The organism is Rhizobium sp. ERR 942, assembly GCF_007828395.1.
GTDB classification, from domain to species: domain Bacteria; phylum Pseudomonadota; class Alphaproteobacteria; order Rhizobiales; family Rhizobiaceae; genus Rhizobium; species Rhizobium dioscoreae.
In genome coordinates, this window is the sequence record NZ_VIUA01000003.1 from 114,130 (window position 1) to 132,043 (window position 17,914).

A 17,914-nucleotide genomic window follows, 5' to 3' on the forward strand; every position below is an offset into this window, starting at 1 on the left:
AACTATTTCATCTCATATGCGATTACCTTCTCCCCAGTGGAGAGAAGGAGGTGCTCAGATGAAAGCCTTTGCCGACCTTCTCGATCGCCTGGTGCTGACGCCGAGCCGCAACGGCAAGCTGAAGCTGCTGACCGATTATTTCCGCGATACGCCCGATCCGGACCGCGGCTATGGTCTGGCCGCCATTGCCGGCACGCTCGAGGTGCGCAACGTCAAGCCCGCCATGCTGCGCGAGCTCGTTCTCGAGCGCATGGACGAGGTGCTGTTTCGCTATTCCTACGATTATGTCGGCGATCTTGCCGAGACGATCTCGCTGGTATGGGACAAGGAAAGCGATATCGAGCGTCCTGCCGGAGAGCAGCCGAAGCTCGGCGAGGTTATCAGGCGCATGAATGCGCTTGGGCGGACCGAAGTGCGCAGCTTCGTCCGCGACCTGTTGGATCGGTTGGATACGTCGGGCCGCTTTGCCTTTCTGAAGCTTGCGACCGGCGCCATGCGCATCGGTGTTTCGGCCCGGCTTGCCAAACAGGCGCTGGCCGAACTCAGCGGCAAGGATGTGACCGAAATCGAAACGCTGTGGCATGGTCTGCAGCCGCCCTATGAAAGCCTGTTTCGATGGCTGGAAGGAAAGGGCGAGCGGCCGATATTGGCGACGCCGGCGATCTTCCATTCCGTTATGCTGGCCAATCCTGTTGAAACAGGCGATCTCGACGGGCTCGACCCTCGCGATTTCGCGGCCGAATGGAAGTGGGATGGCATCCGCGTCCAGCTTTCGCGCTCCGGGGAGACGAGCAAGCTCTATTCGCGCTCCGGCGATGACATATCCGGCGCCTTTCCAGACGTTGTGGACGCCATGAATTTCGAGGGCGTCATGGACGGTGAGCTGCTGGTTGGCGGCACTGTTCGCTCCAACAGCCCGACACGCAGCTTTTCCGATCTGCAGCAGCGCCTCAATCGCAAGACCGTGACGGCAAAGATGCTGGACGAGTTTCCGGCCTTCATCCGCGCCTATGATCTTCTGTTCGATGGCGCGGAGGACGTGCGTGCCCGCGGTTTCCTTGATCGACGCGAGCGCCTGACGGAGCTTATCGAAGCAGCACCGCACGACCGCTTTGATCTGTCGCCGCTCGTCGATTTCTCTTCCTGGGAGGAGCTCGACCGCCTGCGCTCCTCGCCGCCCGATCCGGTGATCGAAGGCGTGATGATCAAGCGCAGGGACAGCGCCTATCTCGCAGGCCGCGCCAAAGGCCCCTGGTTCAAGTGGAAGCGCGATCCCTATAATGTCGATGCCGTGCTGATGTATGCCCAGCGCGGCCACGGCAAGCGCTCCAGCTACTATTCCGATTTCACCTTCGGCGTCTGGGCGACGACGCCGGAGGGTGAGCAGCTCGTGCCTGTCGGCAAGGCCTATTTCGGCTTTACCGATGCGGAGCTTGAGGTGCTCGACAAGTTCGTGCGCAACAATACGGTCGACCGTTTCGGCCCAGTGCGAGCGGTGCGCGCCGATCGCGATTTTGGCTTCGTGCTCGAGGTCGCTTTCGAGGGCATCAACCGCTCGACCCGCCATAAATCGGGTGTCGCCATGCGCTTTCCACGCATTGCCCGACTGCGGCCCGACAAACCGCCCTACGAGGCCGACAGGCTGGAAACTTTGATCGCGATGATTGACGCCAAGGCTCCGGTTGTCGATGAATAGGCGAGGGCGATTCCTCACCACAAAGTGAGTTGGCCTAGCCTTCCAACCCGTGCAGATTCGATCTGCGCCGGGATATTTCGACAGAGCCCACGACCATGTCCGACGACCACGCAATTCGTCCCAATCGCCGCAGCCTTCTAGCCGGTATTGCCTTCACGCTCTTTGCGCCCAACATCGTCAGAGCTGCCGACGACAGTACGACTGCAAGCAAGCCTGCCGAGAACAAGAGTGTCGCCACACGGAACGACGAGAAGGCCGAGGATGCGCCGCCGCTGCTTTCGGGCGACTATGCCAAGGAGCGCCATCTGTTTCGCACTGATCTCGTGAGCAAGGGACCTGCTCCCGATATCTACGAACCGCTGGTGACGCCATCGACCGCCGAACGGCTTTTCTATCGCAGCGGCGTCGGCGAGGAGCTGGAGCTCGTCGCCTGGGTTTCCCGCTACACGCGTTCGGAGAAACCGAAGCCGGCCGTATTGTTCCTGCATGGCGGCAACGCCATCGGCCAGGGACATTGGCAGCTGATGAAGCCCTATGTCGAGGCCGGCTACGTCGTCATGATCCCTTCCATGCGCGGCGAAAACGGCCAGAAGGGCAATTTTTCCGGCTTTTACGACGAAGTTGCCGATGTGCTGGCCGCGTCCAACCGGCTGCGGCATCTGCCGGGTGTCGATCCGCATCGCATGTTCCTGGCTGGCCACAGCATCGGCGGTACCCTCGCCATGCTGGCGGCCATGTCGACGAAGCGCTTCCGTGCGGTCGCGCCGATATCCGGCAACCCCGACGCTTACGCCTTCTTCAGCCGTTACCCGCAGGACATCCGCTTCAACACCAGGAACCCGCGTGAATACCAGATGCGCTCGCCGCTCTGCTACGCGCACAGCTTCAAAAGCCCGATAAAACTGTTCCACGGAACCGAAGAGGCGCATTTTGACTCGCGTCTGGCATTGCTTTCGAAACGGGCAACGGCCGCCGGCGTGAAGATCGAAATGGCGACGGTGCCGGGCAGCCACAATTCGGCTTTGCCGGGCGAAATCGCTCAAAGTATCGAGTTCTTCAAGAGCGTGGCTGTCTGAACCAGCGCCCGCAAGAGCGGCGCGGGAGATAATCCGAACCGCTCTGCGAGTCGATGCTTACGCCATCAGTTTCTCGATCAGCGCCGTTGCCGCTTCCGCAATCACCGTGCCGGGCGGGAAGATTGCGTCCGCACCGGCCGCTTCCAGCGCCGCGAAATCCTGTGGCGGGATGACGCCGCCGACGGCGATCAGCACCTTGCCGGCGTGGCGGCGCGCGAGCGCGGCCTTCAATTCCGGCACCAGCGTCAGATGGCCGGCGGCAAGCGAGGATGCGCCGACGATGTCGACGCCTTCGCGAACGGCGACATCGGCCACTTCTTCCGGAGTCTGGAACATGGCGCCGACGACGACATCGAAGCCGAGATCGGCAAAGGCCGTCGCAATCACCTTCTGTCCGCGATCATGGCCGTCCTGGCCCATCTTCGCGATGAGGATGCGGGGTTTTTCGCCGCGTACCTTGCGGAAGGCTTCAACCTTGGCGACGGCCTTGTTGAAAGCGGGATCGGCATCGCCGACTTCCCGACGATAGACGCCGGAAATGGTCCTGATCTCGGCCACATGCCGGCCATATGCCTTTTCCAGCGCCAGCGAGATTTCGCCGACGGTCGCTCTTGCCCTTGCTGCCTTAACGGCGAAGTCGAGCAGATTGCCGCTGCCGGTGCGCGCCGCATCCGTCAGAGCGTCGAGGGCAGTCTCGACGGCGGCCGTCTCCCGTGTGCCCTTCAATTGCTGCAGCTTGGATAGCTGACGTGCCCGCACTTCGGAATTGTCCACCTTCAACACGTCGACTTCGATATCCTTCTCCGGCCTGGAAAAGTTGATGCCGACGAGTGTCTGATGGCCGCTGTCGATGCGTGCTTGCGTGCGTGCGGCGGCTTCTTCGATGCGAAGCTTCGGAATGCCTTTCTCGATCGCCTTCGCCATGCCGCCGAGCGCCTCGACTTCCTCGATATGAGCAAGGGCGCGGGCCGCAAGATCGTGGGTCAGCCGTTCGACGTAGGCCGAGCCGCCCCAGGGATCAATGATGCCTGTTGTGCCGGATTCCTTCTGCAGCAGGATCTGCGTGTTGCGGGCGATGCGGGCGGAGTGATCCGTTGGCAGCGCCAGCGCTTCGTCGAAGGAATTGGTGTGCAGCGACTGGGTATGTCCCTGCGTTGCCGCCATGGCCTCGACCATGGTGCGGATGATGTTGTTCATCGGATCCTGCGCCGTCAGCGACCAGCCGGAGGTCTGGCTGTGGGTCCTGAGCGCCAGGGACTTCTGATCCTTCGGCGCGAAATTCTTCTGCATCAGCGCGGCCCAGATCAGCCGTCCCGCGCGCATCTTGGCAACCTCCATGAAAAAGTTCATGCCGACGGCCCAGAAGAAGGAGAGGCGAGGGGCGAAGCTGTCTATATCGAGCCCGGCTGCCACGCCTGCCCGTGCATATTCGATGCCGTCGGCGATCGTGTAGGCGAGCTCCAGATCCGCCGTCGCGCCGGCTTCCTGCATGTGGTAGCCGGAGATCGAGATGGAGTTGAACTTCGGCATCCGCTGGCTGGTATAGCTGAAAATGTCCGAGACGATGCGCATCGAGGGCTGCGGCGGATAAATGTAGGTGTTGCGAACCATGAACTCCTTGAGAATGTCGTTCTGGATCGTGCCCGACAGCTTATCCTCGGAAACGCCCTGTTCCTCCGCCGCGACGATATAGAGCGCCATGACCGGCAGCACAGCGCCGTTCATGGTCATCGATACGCTCATCTCGTCAAGCGGAATGCCGTCGAAGAGCTGGCGCATATCGAGGATGGAATCGATCGCCACACCCGCCATGCCGACATCGCCGGCCACTCGCGGATGATCGCTGTCATAGCCGCGGTGAGTGGCAAGATCGAAGGCGACGGAGAGGCCCTTCTGGCCGGCGGCAAGGTTGCGGCGATAGAAGGCGTTAGACTCCTCGGCAGTGGAGAAGCCGGCATATTGGCGAATGGTCCAGGGCTGCTGGACATACATTGTGGGGTAGGGGCCACGCACGAACGGCGCAGCACCGGGATAGGTATCCAAAAACTTCAGGCGGGCGAGGTCGCTTTCGCCATAGGCGCGCTTGACGCTGATGCCTTCGGGAGTTTCCCAGGCTGGGGCGTCGATTGTTGGCGTCGTTGCCTGTGGCTTGGCCCAAGGGATGGTGGCGAAGTCGGGGATATTGGTCATGGAGCCGATGCCTCCGTGGATGTGGAGGGCGCACACCCCCCTCTGTCACTTCGTGACATCTCCCCCACAAAGGGGGAGATCGTCCCGAGCCAGAATTTAACCCAGCCGGTCGTGACAACTTTCCCTGCTGCAGATGAGGAGGTTGTTCGAGGTGGAAGGGTTCTGCGAGTTTCCAATCTCCCCCCTTGTGGCGGCAGGGGTATCGCATATGAGCGGAGAGCGCCGCCGTCCCCCTTCTCCCCAGCGGGGAGAAGGTGCCGCCAGGCGGATGAGGGGGCGCCCGCCAAGACCACAAAAATCCATGAATTCAAAGCGATAACCCCCTCATCCGACCCTTCGGGCCACCTTCTCCCCAAGGGGAGAAGGAGCTTATGGTGCTCGTCCACCTCCATATGCGATAGCCCTCCTAGTGGGGGAGATGTCGCGAAAGCGACAGAGGGGGGTATCGCACTTGTCTCGAACGCGATGTCCATTCTCATGCCTCCACCCCCTCATCCAATCGTATCGGCACCAACCCCATCCCGCCAACAATCGGACCCAAAGGGCCCAAAACCGTCACCGGCCGCTCGGTCTTCATGGCAAAAAGCGTCGTCCCCACGATCGGCCTTGCGGCACGGCTCTCCCGAGCCTCCGCGATCATCGCCGCCAGTTCGCCGCTGGAAATGACCTTCGCCAATCCTCCCTTGCCTTCGATCCGGGTGAAAATCTCCCAAGCCCGTTCGCAAAGCGCGTCGGTCAGCGCCTCGATGCCGCCAGCCCCGGCAGCTGGATCGGCGACATGATCGAGGTGGCTTTCGGCGATCAGAATCGTCTGCGTGTTGCGCGCCAGGCGCCGCGCCAGCGGATCAGGAATGCCGTGCGTCAGGCTGTGCGGCAGAACGCCGATCTCGTCGGCGCCGCCAACGCCGGCTGAAAAGACCGCGATCGTGTTGCGCAGGATGTTCGTCTCCGGATCGAGGCGGGTCAGCATGCGATAGCTGGTCTCAGCAAAGAGATGTGCCGGTCGTGGGTCGGTAATGCCGCAGGCCTCGGCGATCCGGGTGAAGATCAGCCGCGCGGCGCGCATCTTCGCGTTTGTGATGAACTGGTTCTGATTGGCCGAAAGGCAGAGGCTGATTGCCGCAAGCGCTGCTTCCGGCGACAGTCCCGCCTCCTCAAGCAGTCGTAAATGGCCGACGAGGCTTGCCGCCATCACCGCCAGTTCCTGCGCCTCGGTCCCGCCGGCGTTATGCACGGCACGGCCGTCGGCATTGACGATCGTATCAACCGACTTCAACTCTTTGAAGTATTTGATGTCGCTGGTAAAATTGACGAAATGCCCGGCTGTCAGGAAAGCGTCGAGTCCAAGGTGCAATCTCTGGGCACCACCGTCCGCAACCATTTTCGCGACGCCGGAAGAAAAGCCATCGAGGCGCAGGGTTGTAGTCTTGGCGGATGCTGCTGCCAGCACTTCGGAAAAGATTGGCGACTGAGCATCCATCCCGATGCCGAAGGCCGAAGCGGAACTGCTGGAAACGAGGCTGATACCGCTTGCACCATTGGCAAGATCGTCGCCGAGCTGCACCATTGCCCGCTCGGTGTCCGGATCGTCCATGCGCTGCATCACCATCCATGGCAACTCGGCCCGCTGACGAAATAGCGGCTTGCCGTCGCGCCGTCGCTGGTAAAGCGGCTCTATCGCGATGCCGTCATCGGTTCGCGAGACCAGTGCTTCCTGGAAATTCTTGCCTTTCAGCGCCCGTTCCACCAGCTTCAGCCAAATCTTGTGGTCGGTCTGGCCGAAGATGCCCGGGTCGAGACTGTCGATATTCATGCGCTCCTCCGTACTGCATTGGTCTAGCCCATGATGTCGCAAGGGAAAACAGGAGTTTGGCCGATCGGTGTAATATCTTCGTTGGAACCGTCTGGCGATCGACGCCAGCCTCGCTCCAGCCGCGGCAGTCATTATGCGGCCGATCCGATGTGTCCCAACTGGTTTTCGATAATGGCCGACCTGCTGCCCGTTTCCCGTCACCTGTTTGCCGCTGCCGCGCTGGCGACATTGTCCGCCTGCAGCATCATTCCTGATACGGGCGCCACCGATCCGGATCGCTTCGTGCAGGAGACGACGCCTGTCTTCTATCGTCCGGAGGGTATCGAGCCGAACAGGGTAAGGCGCCTGCCGGTGCAGCCCGTGCCGCAATCGCGCGATCTCTTCCGCACCCAATTCCACCAGACCTATGGCCTGCCGACCTTCAATCCAGTGCACCAGGCCATGTATGCGCAGCGCAGCGAAGACGACTTCACGTTGCCGGCCATCCCCTACAAGCGCATCGATCCGCGCTTCCTGCGCCAGGAGGTGGATTACCAGACCAGGGAACGCCCCGGCACCATTGTTGTCGATACGCGCGACCACTTCCTCTATTTCATCGAACCGGGCGGCAAGGCGATGCGCTATGGCGTCGGCCTCGGCGCGGCAGGATATGCCTGGCACGGCAGGGGCCTGATCCAATGGAAGCAGAAATGGCCGCGCTGGACCCCGCCCGCAGAAATGGTCGCGCGCGACCCGCAGATGAGGCCGCTATCGGCCGAGCGTGGCGGCATGAATCCGGGGCCGACCAATCCGCTCGGCGCGCGTGCGCTCTATATCTATCAGAACGGCCGGGATACGCTTTATCGAGTTCACGGCACGCCGGATTGGCAGTCGATCGGCAAGGCTGCATCTTCCGGCTGTGTTCGCATGCTCAACCAGGACGTGATAGATCTTTACAGCCGTGTGCCCGATAAGGCGGAAATCGTCGTTCTGTAGCGGTATTTTACCACAAATTTTCGTGATGTTGCATAAGTGCGATAGTCGGGGTGGTTTGCGCTCTTTAGTTTTGCGTCTGTCTCTGCGAACCTCTCGGGGAGCCGAATCAGCCTGTTGGTACGGGTTTTCGCTTCCTCCACAAAAGGAACTATGCTGTCGACATGAGCCTTCCTTCATCCCTATCGCGACGTAACTTCCTCGCTCTGGCGGGTCTCGGCGCCGTTTCGACGCTTGCCAGCTGCGCCTCCACCATCGATAACGGCCCCGTCGTCAGCCCGGTTCAATATACCGGCTCCCCGCGGCCGTTCCGAACCTGGTTCTCCAGCTATGATGGCGAGCAGCCTGATCCGGCCGTAATCTATGCCTCTGTCGAGGATGGCGGCTTCATCATTCCGGCGGTTCCCTACCAGCAGATCGATCCCCGCTTCTATCGTCAACGGGTGATCGACCCAACAGGCGAGGCACCCGGCAGCGTGGTCGTCAATACAACCCAGCGCATGCTCTATGTGACCGAGCAGGGCGGAACGGCGATGCGCTATGGCATCGGCGTCGGCCGCGAAGGATTTGCCTGGCAGGGCCGGGGCGTCATCCAGTGGCGCAAGAAATGGCCGCGCTGGAATCCGCCGGATGAAATGGTCGCCCGCCAGCCGGAACTCGTGAAATATTCGATCGCCAATGGCGGCATGGACCCGGGCCTGAAGAACCCGCTGGGGGCACGTGCTCTCTATATTTTCGAGGACAAGCAGGATTCGCTTTACCGCCTGCACGGTAATCCCGATTGGCGCTCCATCGGCAAGGCCGTTTCCTCCGGCTGCGTCCGTCTGCTGAATCAGGATGTCATCGATCTCTATGACCGCGTTCCCGAGCGCGCGCCGATCCTGGTCACGGCCTGATACCGCATCATTGAAAAAGGGGCGCCGCTGGCGCCCTTTTTGTTTGCGGTCCTGACTGGAAGTACCCGGAAGCCGATCTCAAACGATTGTCAGATTGATTTTCGACTGCCGGCGCTGGTCGCGCTGATTGGCTCTCCGCCATATCGCAGTCGTCACTATCCTCGTATTGACGGCCTTATCGCAATTCACTTTCTCAAAACCATTGCGAAATATATATTGCGCGCGATTAAATCGTGATGTATATAAAATTCATCCAACCGAAGGAGACATGACATGCCTATTCTTTATACGACCAAAGCTTCCGCCACCGGTGGCCGCGCTGGCCATGCAGTTTCCGAAAATGGCGTCCTCGACGTCACGCTGACCGTACCGAAGGAGCTCGGTGGCGATGGCGCTACCGGCACCAATCCGGAGCAGCTCTTTGCAGCCGGCTATTCCGCCTGCTTCCTGGGCGCTTTGAAATTTGTCGCAGGCCAGCAGAAGGTCAAGATTCCGGAAGACGCCAAGGTCACGGCGACAGTCGGGATTGGTCCTCGCGCGGATGGCACCGGCTTCGGCATCGAAGTTTCGTTGGCTGTCCACATTCCCGGCATGGACAAGGCCGAGGCTGAAAAGCTCGCCGCTGCCGCCCATATCGTATGCCCCTACAGCCATGCCATGCGCACCTCGACCGAAGTGCCGGTTGCTGTTGTCTGACGGGAAACGCGCCGCCGGTCGATTGAGGACCGGATATGTGGGAATATATTGAAAAGGAGCGGCAGTTTTATCTGTCGCTCCTTTTCTTTTGCAAGAAAAATGCTATATCTTTTCTTAGGAAAGGAAGTAGCCATGATAAAAGCCCAGGTAATAGGCCAGCCGATGCCCGGCGAAGCGCTGGTCATCACCAAGGCCGTCGTCAATGCCGCCGAGAGGCTGGGATTGAACGCCCGCATCCTTGCGGCCATCATCGGCGTGTCGGAGGCGACGGTATCGCGCATGAAGCGGCAGGATCATCTGCTGGAGCGCGATAGCAAGCCTTTCGAACTTGCCGTGCTTTTCGTTCGTCTCTTCCGTTCGCTCGATGCCATCGTCGGCGGCGACGAGGCTGTGGCGCGGCAATGGCTGCGTAACGGCAATATCGCCTTTGGCGCAGCGCCGATCGACAAGATTATCTCGATTTCTGGTTTGACCGATGTCCTTGCCTATCTGGACGCCCGCCGCGCTCTCGTCTGAGGCAAAGGTCATCTCCGGCCAATATTGGCGGCTGGTGGAATCGCAGCATCAGGTCTCGACGCTGAAGCTTGTCGATACGCTGGAGGAGCAAGCGCTTCTCGAAAGCGTGCTCGAGGAAACCAAGCCGGCGCTGCCGCCGGAATGCGCAGGGCTGGATTATCTGCTCGCCACACCCTTCCGTTACGGAGCGATCTATCCCCACGGTTCCCGTTTCAGACGCGCCGGCCGCACGCTCGGCGTTTTCTACGCCTCGGAGCAGGTGGAGACGGCACTGGCTGAAATGAGCTTCTATCGGCTGCTCTTCTTCCGTGATTCCCCTGACACGCCGTTGCCTGCCAATGCCGCTGAATATACAGCCTTTTCTGCTGCGATTGCGACGAAGGCCGGGATCGATCTGACAGTGCCTCCCTTGGATCGCGATCGGCAATTGTGGACCGATCCGGTCAACTACGAAGCCTGCCAGTCGCTCGCCGAGGCGGCGCGAGCCGGCGGTATCGAGGCAATCCTTTATCGTTCCGTCCGGGATCCCCGCGGAGGCATGAACATCGCGCTGCTCACGGCCAGGGCCTTCTCCGCCCGCGAACCCGTCGAACGCCAGACCTGGCGCATCCGGCTGTCTCGCGTCGGCGTGCAGGCGCTGTGCGAATTCCCACGGCGCCGCATCGGCTTCGAAAGGCAGGATTTCGAGGGCGATCCGCGATTGTCTGAACCGCAATTCAGAGCAGAATAGCGAGATCGCTACGCAGGCGGTCGCCATTGCCATCGGGCAGCCGCTCTTCGAGGGCGGCATGTGTCGTCTTCCAGATCGGCACGGCGGCGGCGAGCGCCGCCTTTCCCGATGGCGTGAGGCTGAGCAGGCGGGCACGGCGGTCTTTTGGATTGGGCACGATGCTCACCCATCCCCGCCGTTCCAGTGGCTTTAAGGCCGCCGTCAGCGTCGTCTGGTCTATTGCCAGGAGCGCTGTGACCGATCCCATGGATGCCGGCGCCGGCCTGTTCAGAGACATCATCAGGGAGAACTGGCCGTTGGTGAGTCCGAATGGCCGCAGTGCCTCGTCAAAGCGACGGGCAAGAGCGCGCGCCGCCCGCTGAACATGCAGGCACAAGCACGTGTCGCGGACTAACAGCGTGGTTTCAAAGGGGATTTCGACTGCGTTTGACATGATTCATTAATATTGATATCAATATATTTGTCAAGATTTGGAAATGAAAACGCCGGAGGAGGGCGCGGACAATGAACCAGGTCGTTTCCAGGGAAGTGTGGCTCGAGGCCCGCCGTCAACTGCTCGCCAGGGAGAAGGAGGCCACGCATCTTCGTGACCGCGTCAATGCGGAACGCCTGGCCTTGCCCTGGGTGAAGGTCGAGAAGGACTATGTTTTCGACACGCCGGCCGGCAAGAAGACGCTCGCCGATCTCTTCGACGGCCGCAGTCAGCTGATCATCTATCATTTCATGCTCGGCCCGGATTGGGATGCCGGATGCACCGGTTGCTCCTTCCTCGCCGATCATTTCGATGGAACGCTTCCGCATCTCAATCATCACGATGTCACGCTGGTCGCAGTGTCGCGCGCGCCGATCGAAAAGATAGAGGCCTATAAGAAGCGCATGGGCTGGAAATTCCCCTGGGTGTCGTCCTTCTCCAACGATTTCAATTTCGACTATCACGTCTCTTTCACCAAAGAGCAGCTCGCCGGCGAAAAGGTGTTCTATAATTTCAACGATATGGACGCCGCCAACGGCAACGACGAGTTGCCTGGACTCAGCGCCTTCTACAAGGATGAAGCGGGCAATATCTTCCACACCTATTCCAGCTATGCCCGCGGCGGCGAGGAAATGATCGGCACGCTGATGATCCTCGACAATGCGCCGAAGGGCCGAAATGAAGGCCACACCATGGATTTCGTGCGCCGCCATGACGAATATCAGGAGGCGGAGAAGGCGGGCTCCTGCTGCCATTGAGGGCGTGACGAGACCGCCAAATTCATGCCATGCGGCACAAGGGGTCGAATTATTACGCCTTGCGCCTAGTTAAGACCTGGAGCCTGCTCGCCGGGGAACGACGGATCGACCGATTGACCATCGTTCGGCCGTCACTTTCATCGGCCATGATGTGCTTGCGCCGACATCAGGCTCAGGATGAGACGGATGACCGCAACAATCACAATAGGGAGCGATGTTATGGCTGAGAAGGGATATTTTGTCTGGTACGAGCTGATGACGACGGACATGAAGGCGGCTGAAGCCTTCTATACCAAGGTCGTCGGCTGGGATGCGGCGGATGCAGGCATGCCTGATGTCGGCATGGACTATACGCTGTTCAGCGCCGGTGCAGGCCCTGTTGCTGGTTTGATGATCCTGCCTAACGAGGCGAAGGCCATGGGCACGCCGCCCTGCTGGACTGGTTATATCGGCGTTCCCAATGTCGATGAAGCCACCAAGACCGTTGTCGCCAAGGGCGGCAAGACCTATCGCGAGCCCACGGATATTCCAGGCGTCGGCCGGTTCTCCGTCGTCTCCGATCCCTATGGCGCTGCTTTCTGCCTGTTCACCCCGCTGCCGGGCCAGGATTGGGAGCCGCCTGCGCCTGCGACACCGGGCTATTTCGGCTGGCACGAGCTCTATTCCAACGACGGCCCGAAGGCCTTCGATTTCTATAGCGAGATGTTCGGCTGGGAACTGAGCTCCGATTTCGACATGGGGCCGATGGGCAAATACAAGATCTTCAAGATCGGCGATCGCGACTTCGGCGGCATCATGACCAAGCCGGCGGAAATGCCGATGGCGGCCTGGAATTTCTACATCAACGTCCCGGCGATCGATGCCGCGATCGCCCGCATCACGGAAGGCGGCGGCAGGATCGCCAACGGCCCGATGGAAGTGCCCGGCGGCAGCTGGATCGTCCAGGCAACCGATCCCCAAGGCGCGTTCTTCTCGCTGGTCGCACCGGTGCGCTGATCTTCACCTTCCCCCTTGAGGGAAGTAGCACCTCCCCCTTGATGGGGGAGGTCGCCGCAAAGCGGCGGGTGGGGTTGATATTCGGAACCGGAAAGGTCTCCGCGGATCACCCCACCCTGGAGCTTCGCTCCGACCCTCCCCGTTTGTGGACAGGGGTATCGCATATGAGCGGAGATCGCCGCCGTCCCCCTTCTCCCCAGCGGGGAGAAGGTGCCGCCAGGCGGATGAGGGGGTGCCCGCCAAGACCACAAAAATCCATGAATTCAAATCGATAACCCCCTCATCCGACCCTTCGGGCCACCTTCTCCCCAAGGGGAGAAGGAGCTTATGGTGCTCATCCGCCTCCATATGCGATAGCCCTGCCCCTCAAGGGGAGGGTAATCTTCTATCGCTTCAGGCTGCCAAGAATACCGCGCACCAGCGCCCGCCCGACTTGCGTTGCCACCGTGCGCGCCATGCTTTTCATCGTCGCTTCCAGGATCGTCTCGCGCTGATAGCCCGAACGGCGACCGGCTGGCTTACTGCTGTCGCCACCGAACCCCGGCAAGGTCCAGCCATCGCCGGCACTGTCGTTCTGCGGTGCTGCCGCCTTGCGCGCACGCTCCGTTAGGATCTCGTAAGCGGATTCGCGGTCGATCGTCTGGTCATAGACGCCCGCAACCGGACTGCCGTTGATGATGGCTTGACGCTCGCCATCCGTGACGGGGCCGATACGGCCGGATGGCGGGCGGATCAGCGTGCGCTCGACGACGGACGGCGCACCCTTGCCCTCCAGCATCGACACGAGCGCCTCTCCGGTACCGAGAGTCGTGATGACGGTGGCGCAATCGAAGGCCGGATTGGGCCGGAATGTCGAGGCCGCCGTCTGCACGGCCTTCTGTTCGCGTGGCGTATAGGCGCGAAGCGCATGCTGCACGCGATTGCCAAGCTGTGCCAGCACCGTTTCCGGCACGTCGAGCGGGTTCTGCGTCACGAAATAGACGCCGACGCCCTTTGAGCGGATCAGTCGCACCACTTGCTCCACGCGTTCGATCAGCACCTTCGGCGCGTCGTTGAAAAGCAGGTGCGCCTCATCGAAGAAGAAGACCAGCTTCGGCTTGTCCGGATCGCCGACTTCGGGCAGTTCCTCGAATAGCTCGGAGAGCAGCCACAGCAAGAAGGTGGCATAGAGCCGCGGGTTCATCATCAGCTTGTCGGCCGCAAGCACCGAGACCTGCCCGTAGCCGTCATTGCTGACCCGCATGATGTCGGAGATTTTCAGCGCCGGCTCGCCGAAGAAGTTTTCCGCGCCCTGCTGCTCCAGCACGAGCATTGCGCGCTGGATCGAACCGACGGAGGATTTCGAGATCAGGCCGTATTTGCTGGAAAGCTCGCTGGCGTTTTCGCCCATATAGTTCAGCAGCGCCTGCAGGTCCTTGAGATCGAGCAGCGCCAGGCCATTCTCATCGGCGATCTTGAAGGCAATGTTGAGCACGCCTTCCTGCGCCTCGGACGCATCCATCAAGCGCGCCAGCAGCAGCGGTCCCATCTCGGCGATGGTAGTGCGCACGCGGTGGCCCTTTTCGCCATAGAGGTCCCAGAAGATCACCGGGAACTGGTCGAACTCATAGGGCGACAGGCCGATTTCCTCCGCGCGCTTCAGCAGGAAGTCCTTCGGCTCGCCCTTGGCGGCGATGCCCGAAAGATCGCCCTTGATGTCGGCACAGAAGACGGGCACGCCGGCCTTGGAAAATCCTTCCGCCAGAACCTGCAGCGTCACCGTCTTGCCGGTGCCGGTGGCACCTGTGACGAGGCCATGACGGTTGCCGAATTTCAGCGTCAGGAATTCGTCCTTGTTGATGCTGTCATCCGGATTGCGGCTCGCGCCGACGAAAATCTGTCCATCCTGCTGCGGCATGGTGTCGTCTCCCTTAAAGCACTCCCAGCAAAAGTGCGAAGCGGTTTTGCGTCCGGAACTGCGTAAAAACAAAAAGATAGAACGTTTTCGCGATTCGAAGAAAAGCGGAAATGCTCCAGAGCATGCTGCCGAAAAATGTCACCGGTTTTCAGACGACATCATGCTCTACCTATATGATTCTAGAACCGGATGATTTCGGATCGATTGGATCCGAAATCATCCGGTTCTAGGGCGGCGGCACAGCAGCTTCAGAAAGCTGCAAGGGCCATTCATCGATTTGTCCTGACACTGTTATAAGAACTCGCGTGAAGAGGGACAACCATTCGCGTCACGGTTCCGCTTCTGGTAGAATGATAGCCGCCGGGGCGTCTTGTGCCGGTTGCCGCATTCAGTTACGTTGACGTTAACGTTATAAAGGCAGGAGGCCACAGTGAACGAAGTTATTGATCAGATCGCGACCAAAGCCGGCATCGCTCCCGACCTCGCGGAAAAGGCCGTCGGCATGATTCTCGGCTTCCTGCAGCGCGAAGCTCCGGATGGCCCCGTCACCAAGATGATCGAATCCATTCCCGGCGCCTCCGATCTCGTTGCACAATATAACGGCGAGGAAACGGGTGGCGGCGGCCTCCTCGGCGGTTTGCTTAGCGCAGTCGGCGGTGGCGGCGGCCTGATGGCACTCGGCCAGCAGCTGATGAGCAGCGGTCTCAGCATGGGCGAAATCGGCTCGCTCGCCAAGGAAACGATTGCAACCGCTCGCCAGCATGCCGGCGACGAGGTGGTCGACCAGGTCGTCAATTCCGTCCCGGGCCTGCACCAGTTCATTTGAGGCTGAAGAAGCGTTCTCCTGATGACGAGAGAGCCGACTGGCGGATAGCCATCGGTTTCATCCGTTGACTTCATGGGTACGTTCCGCAGTTTAAGCATTGATTACTTCGATCTCGGCCTTCGCCCTTGGGCGAGGGCCGTCGTTTTTGAGGAGGCAGATTCGATGGACTGTAAGGGCATGACGATTTGCCAGCTAATATAGTCGCTGGGGCATTGCTCGCTCAAATGTATATACGTCGCCAACCCGAAGCGGGCTTGCAACTCATGCGCGCACATTATAATCGATATCAAAGTTCTTCTCGGGGTAAAAGTATAAGATGAAACGGTTTTTTGCAGTATTTGCACTTATTGGATTGGCTGGTTGCCAAGGTGGCGTTTCAAGCTATTTCCCAGGCTCAAAAGTGGTCAAAATTGATGGCGTTGAATATTCAGTGAGGCCGCTTTCGAGCAAGAACTCCTGGCAAGCGGGCCTGAATCATCCTACCGGAGCATCGCTGCTTGTTATTGATCCGACCATCTACGCTGGCAACGTGAAAGCAATGGAAGCGGCGACTGGCTGTGCCGTCCTTAGAGAGACGGTTCAAAATTCGGACAATTTCACCATCGCCGCAGTGGATTGTTCAAAATCGACGGCGAAGAACTGATAAGGTTGCGGCTGTATAGGCCGATATCCATGGACATCGGCCCTTTCAACTTCAAACCTTCCTGCCCTTCGGCGTCCCATCGATCTCATGCCATTTACGGCCGTCGCGTTCGATGAGTTCGTCGGCGCAGGCCGGGCCTGTGCTGCCGGGGGCGTAAGGATCGGGTTTGCCGCCCTCTGCCCAGAGGTCGAGGAAGGGTTGAACGGCCGCCCAGCCGGCTTCGATGCCGTCGGCGCGCTGAAAGAGCGTCTGGTCGCCGACGAAGAGTTCGTAGAACAGGCTTTCGTAGCCGGTTTGCTTGCCGATGTCGAAACTGTCGGCATAGCGGAAATCGAGTGAAACCGGCGCGGTTTTCAGCACCAGCCCCGGCGATTTGATCGAGATTTCCATATCGAGGCCTTCGTCGGGCTGCACCTGGATGATGAGCCTGTTCGGCGGCAGCTCGGGGCGGGATTCGTGGCGCGGGAACTGCGCGAAGGGCACCGGCCGAAAGGTGATGACCACTTCCGTATCGCGCGCCTTCATCGCCTTGCCCGTGCGCAGGTAGAAGGGCACACCCGCCCAGCGCCATGTATCGACTAGGAGTTTCAGTGCCACGAAGGTTTCGGTGTTGCTGTCGGGGGCCACATCGGGTGTCTGGGTAAAGGCCGGCAGATCCCTACCGGCAATCGGGCCGGCCGTATAGGCGCCGCGCACGCCGTTCTTGATTGCCTCCTCCCGCGAATAGACGCGCAGGGCTTTCAGCACCTTGCCCTTTTCATTACGGATGGATTCGGCATCGAAGCTGTTCGGCGGTTCCATCGCCACCATCGCCAGCAGCTGGAAAAGATGGTTCGGCACCATGTCGCGAAGCGCGCCGGTCGCATCGTAGAATTTACCGCGCGTGCCGACATCCACAAGCTCTGCCGCCGTGATCTGCACGTGGTCGATATAGTTGTTGTTCCACAGCGCCTCGATCATCATGTTGGCGAAGCGCGTCGTCATGATGTTCTGCACCGTTTCCTTACCGAGGAAATGGTCGATGCGATAGATCTGGCTTTCGGACACATGGTTCAGCAGCCGCGCATTCAAAGCCTGTGCCGAAGCAAGATCGTGGCCGAAGGGCTTTTCGATCGCGATGCGGCGGAAGGCGCCGGTCGCCTCGTTCATCAGCCCGTTTTCGGAGAGTTTCTCGGCGATATCGCCGAAGAAGCGCGGCGGCACGGCGAAATAGAAGGCTGCATTGGCGGTCGGCGCGTGCGAGAGATAATCCGAAATCTCCTTGTAGACGCCGTTCTGGGTGAAATCGCCAGAGATGTAGCTAATGCGCTTGCGTAGGCTCTGCCATGCGGCCTGCCGCTCCGGATCGTCCATATCGCCGGAGGTTTTCAGAAATGATTCCAGACGATCCAGCAGCATGTCGACGCCGCCGGTCTCGATGCCGATGCCGAGAATATGCAGGTCTTCGCCGACGAGCCCGCTGCGGATCATGTTGATCAGCGTCGGGATCAGCAGGCGCCGCGTAAGGTCGCCGGCAGCACCGAAGATCACGAATGTCAGCGGCGGAGCCGGTGCGACGTCGGGGGTGGTCATGCGCGCATCTCCTTCTGGCGGCCATATTCGGGGCTTCTGGACGACATCGACTATCTCCTCGGAGCTATTGCTGTTTCAGCTTTGGCTTGTCGTGTTCTAGCGCGGGCCGATGCCGGTTGTCGATGGGATCGACGCACCGCCGTCAGTCGGCATTTCGCGGCTGAT

At 60.3% G+C, this 17,914-nt stretch carries 16 protein-coding genes; 11 read left to right on the forward strand and 5 right to left on the reverse strand.

Translation table 11 applies throughout. From position 1 onward, the window contains the following. Positions 1-58 precede the first annotated feature (58 nt). Both FBZ97_RS13160 and FBZ97_RS13165 read left to right on the forward strand, forming a co-directional pair. Entirely contained in the window at positions 59-1,696 is a 1,638-nt protein-coding gene (locus FBZ97_RS13160; RefSeq protein WP_145320777.1) for a cisplatin damage response ATP-dependent DNA ligase, read from the forward strand. 95 nt (positions 1,697-1,791) lie between these two features. Beyond that, positions 1,792-2,772, forward strand: coding sequence for an alpha/beta fold hydrolase (locus tag FBZ97_RS13165; protein ID WP_145320775.1), 981 nt, complete (start codon positions 1,792-1,794; stop codon positions 2,770-2,772). A 57-nt stretch (positions 2,773-2,829) separates the two neighbouring features. Here the strand turns inward: FBZ97_RS13165 and scpA are convergent, their stop codons facing one another. Beyond that, on the reverse strand, positions 2,830-4,962 hold the full coding sequence (gene scpA / locus FBZ97_RS13170) for a methylmalonyl-CoA mutase (protein WP_145320773.1): 2,133 nt from the start codon (positions 4,960-4,962) through the stop codon (positions 2,830-2,832). A gap of 475 nt (positions 4,963-5,437) precedes the next feature. Continuing rightward, entirely contained in the window at positions 5,438-6,775 is a 1,338-nt protein-coding gene (locus FBZ97_RS13175; RefSeq protein WP_145320771.1) for a methylmalonyl-CoA mutase family protein, read from the reverse strand. 171 nt (positions 6,776-6,946) lie between these two features. Here FBZ97_RS13175 and FBZ97_RS13180 point away from each other — a divergent pair, with 171 nt between their 5' ends. The 5 genes from FBZ97_RS13180 (at position 6,947) to FBZ97_RS13200 (ending at position 10,585) form a co-directional block, all read left to right on the forward strand. After that, positions 6,947-7,750: a L,D-transpeptidase gene (locus FBZ97_RS13180; RefSeq protein WP_145320769.1), complete on the forward strand. Its 804-nt coding sequence runs from the start codon at positions 6,947-6,949 to the stop codon at positions 7,748-7,750. A gap of 161 nt (positions 7,751-7,911) precedes the next feature. Continuing rightward, positions 7,912-8,643 (forward strand): L,D-transpeptidase family protein, encoded by a 732-nt coding sequence (locus FBZ97_RS13185; protein ID WP_113331882.1) that lies wholly within the window; start codon positions 7,912-7,914, stop codon positions 8,641-8,643. 273 nt (positions 8,644-8,916) lie between these two features. After that, a complete protein-coding gene (locus FBZ97_RS13190; RefSeq protein ID WP_069613858.1) occupies positions 8,917-9,339 on the forward strand; it encodes an organic hydroperoxide resistance protein in 423 nt (140 codons plus the stop codon). Between the two features lie 132 nt (positions 9,340-9,471). After that, the gene (locus tag FBZ97_RS13195; RefSeq protein WP_113353982.1) at positions 9,472-9,855 is read left to right on the forward strand and encodes an MbcA/ParS/Xre antitoxin family protein; all 384 of its coding nucleotides are present in this window, start codon (positions 9,472-9,474) and stop codon (positions 9,853-9,855) included. Continuing rightward, the gene (locus tag FBZ97_RS13200) at positions 9,815-10,585 is read left to right on the forward strand and encodes an RES family NAD+ phosphorylase (RefSeq protein WP_113331880.1); all 771 of its coding nucleotides are present in this window, start codon (positions 9,815-9,817) and stop codon (positions 10,583-10,585) included. The genes FBZ97_RS13195 and FBZ97_RS13200 overlap by 41 nt, the downstream gene beginning before the upstream one ends. Here FBZ97_RS13200 and FBZ97_RS13205 read toward each other — a convergent pair. Next, positions 10,572-11,018 carry a MarR family transcriptional regulator gene (locus FBZ97_RS13205; protein WP_145320767.1) on the reverse strand — a complete coding sequence of 149 codons (447 nt, stop codon included), beginning with the start codon at positions 11,016-11,018 and terminating at the stop codon, positions 10,572-10,574. The two genes, FBZ97_RS13200 and FBZ97_RS13205, sit on opposite strands and share 14 nt — an antisense overlap. 71 nt (positions 11,019-11,089) lie before the next feature. Here FBZ97_RS13205 and FBZ97_RS13210 point away from each other — a divergent pair, with 71 nt between their 5' ends. After that, entirely contained in the window at positions 11,090-11,815 is a 726-nt protein-coding gene (locus tag FBZ97_RS13210) for a thioredoxin family protein (protein WP_145320765.1), read from the forward strand. Between the two features lie 219 nt (positions 11,816-12,034). Beyond that, positions 12,035-12,811: a VOC family protein gene (locus FBZ97_RS13215; protein ID WP_145320763.1), complete on the forward strand. Its 777-nt coding sequence runs from the start codon at positions 12,035-12,037 to the stop codon at positions 12,809-12,811. Positions 12,812-13,196: 385 nt separating this feature from the next. Here FBZ97_RS13215 and FBZ97_RS13220 read toward each other — a convergent pair whose 3' ends face one another. Then, entirely contained in the window at positions 13,197-14,708 is a 1,512-nt protein-coding gene (locus FBZ97_RS13220; protein WP_145320762.1) for a helicase HerA-like C-terminal domain-containing protein, read from the reverse strand. Positions 14,709-15,138: 430 nt separating this feature from the next. Between FBZ97_RS13220 and FBZ97_RS13230 the strand changes: the two genes are divergently transcribed. Further along, positions 15,139-15,534 (forward strand): hypothetical protein, encoded by a 396-nt coding sequence (locus FBZ97_RS13230; protein ID WP_015339165.1) that lies wholly within the window; start codon positions 15,139-15,141, stop codon positions 15,532-15,534. Between the two features lie 316 nt (positions 15,535-15,850). Continuing rightward, positions 15,851-16,177, forward strand: coding sequence for a hypothetical protein (locus FBZ97_RS13235; protein WP_246661097.1), 327 nt, complete (start codon positions 15,851-15,853; stop codon positions 16,175-16,177). Positions 16,178-16,228: 51 nt separating this feature from the next. Here FBZ97_RS13235 and zwf read toward each other — a convergent pair whose 3' ends face one another. Beyond that, entirely contained in the window at positions 16,229-17,749 is a 1,521-nt protein-coding gene (gene zwf, locus FBZ97_RS13240; RefSeq protein WP_145320760.1) for a glucose-6-phosphate dehydrogenase, read from the reverse strand. Between the last annotated feature and the right edge of the window lie 165 nt (positions 17,750-17,914).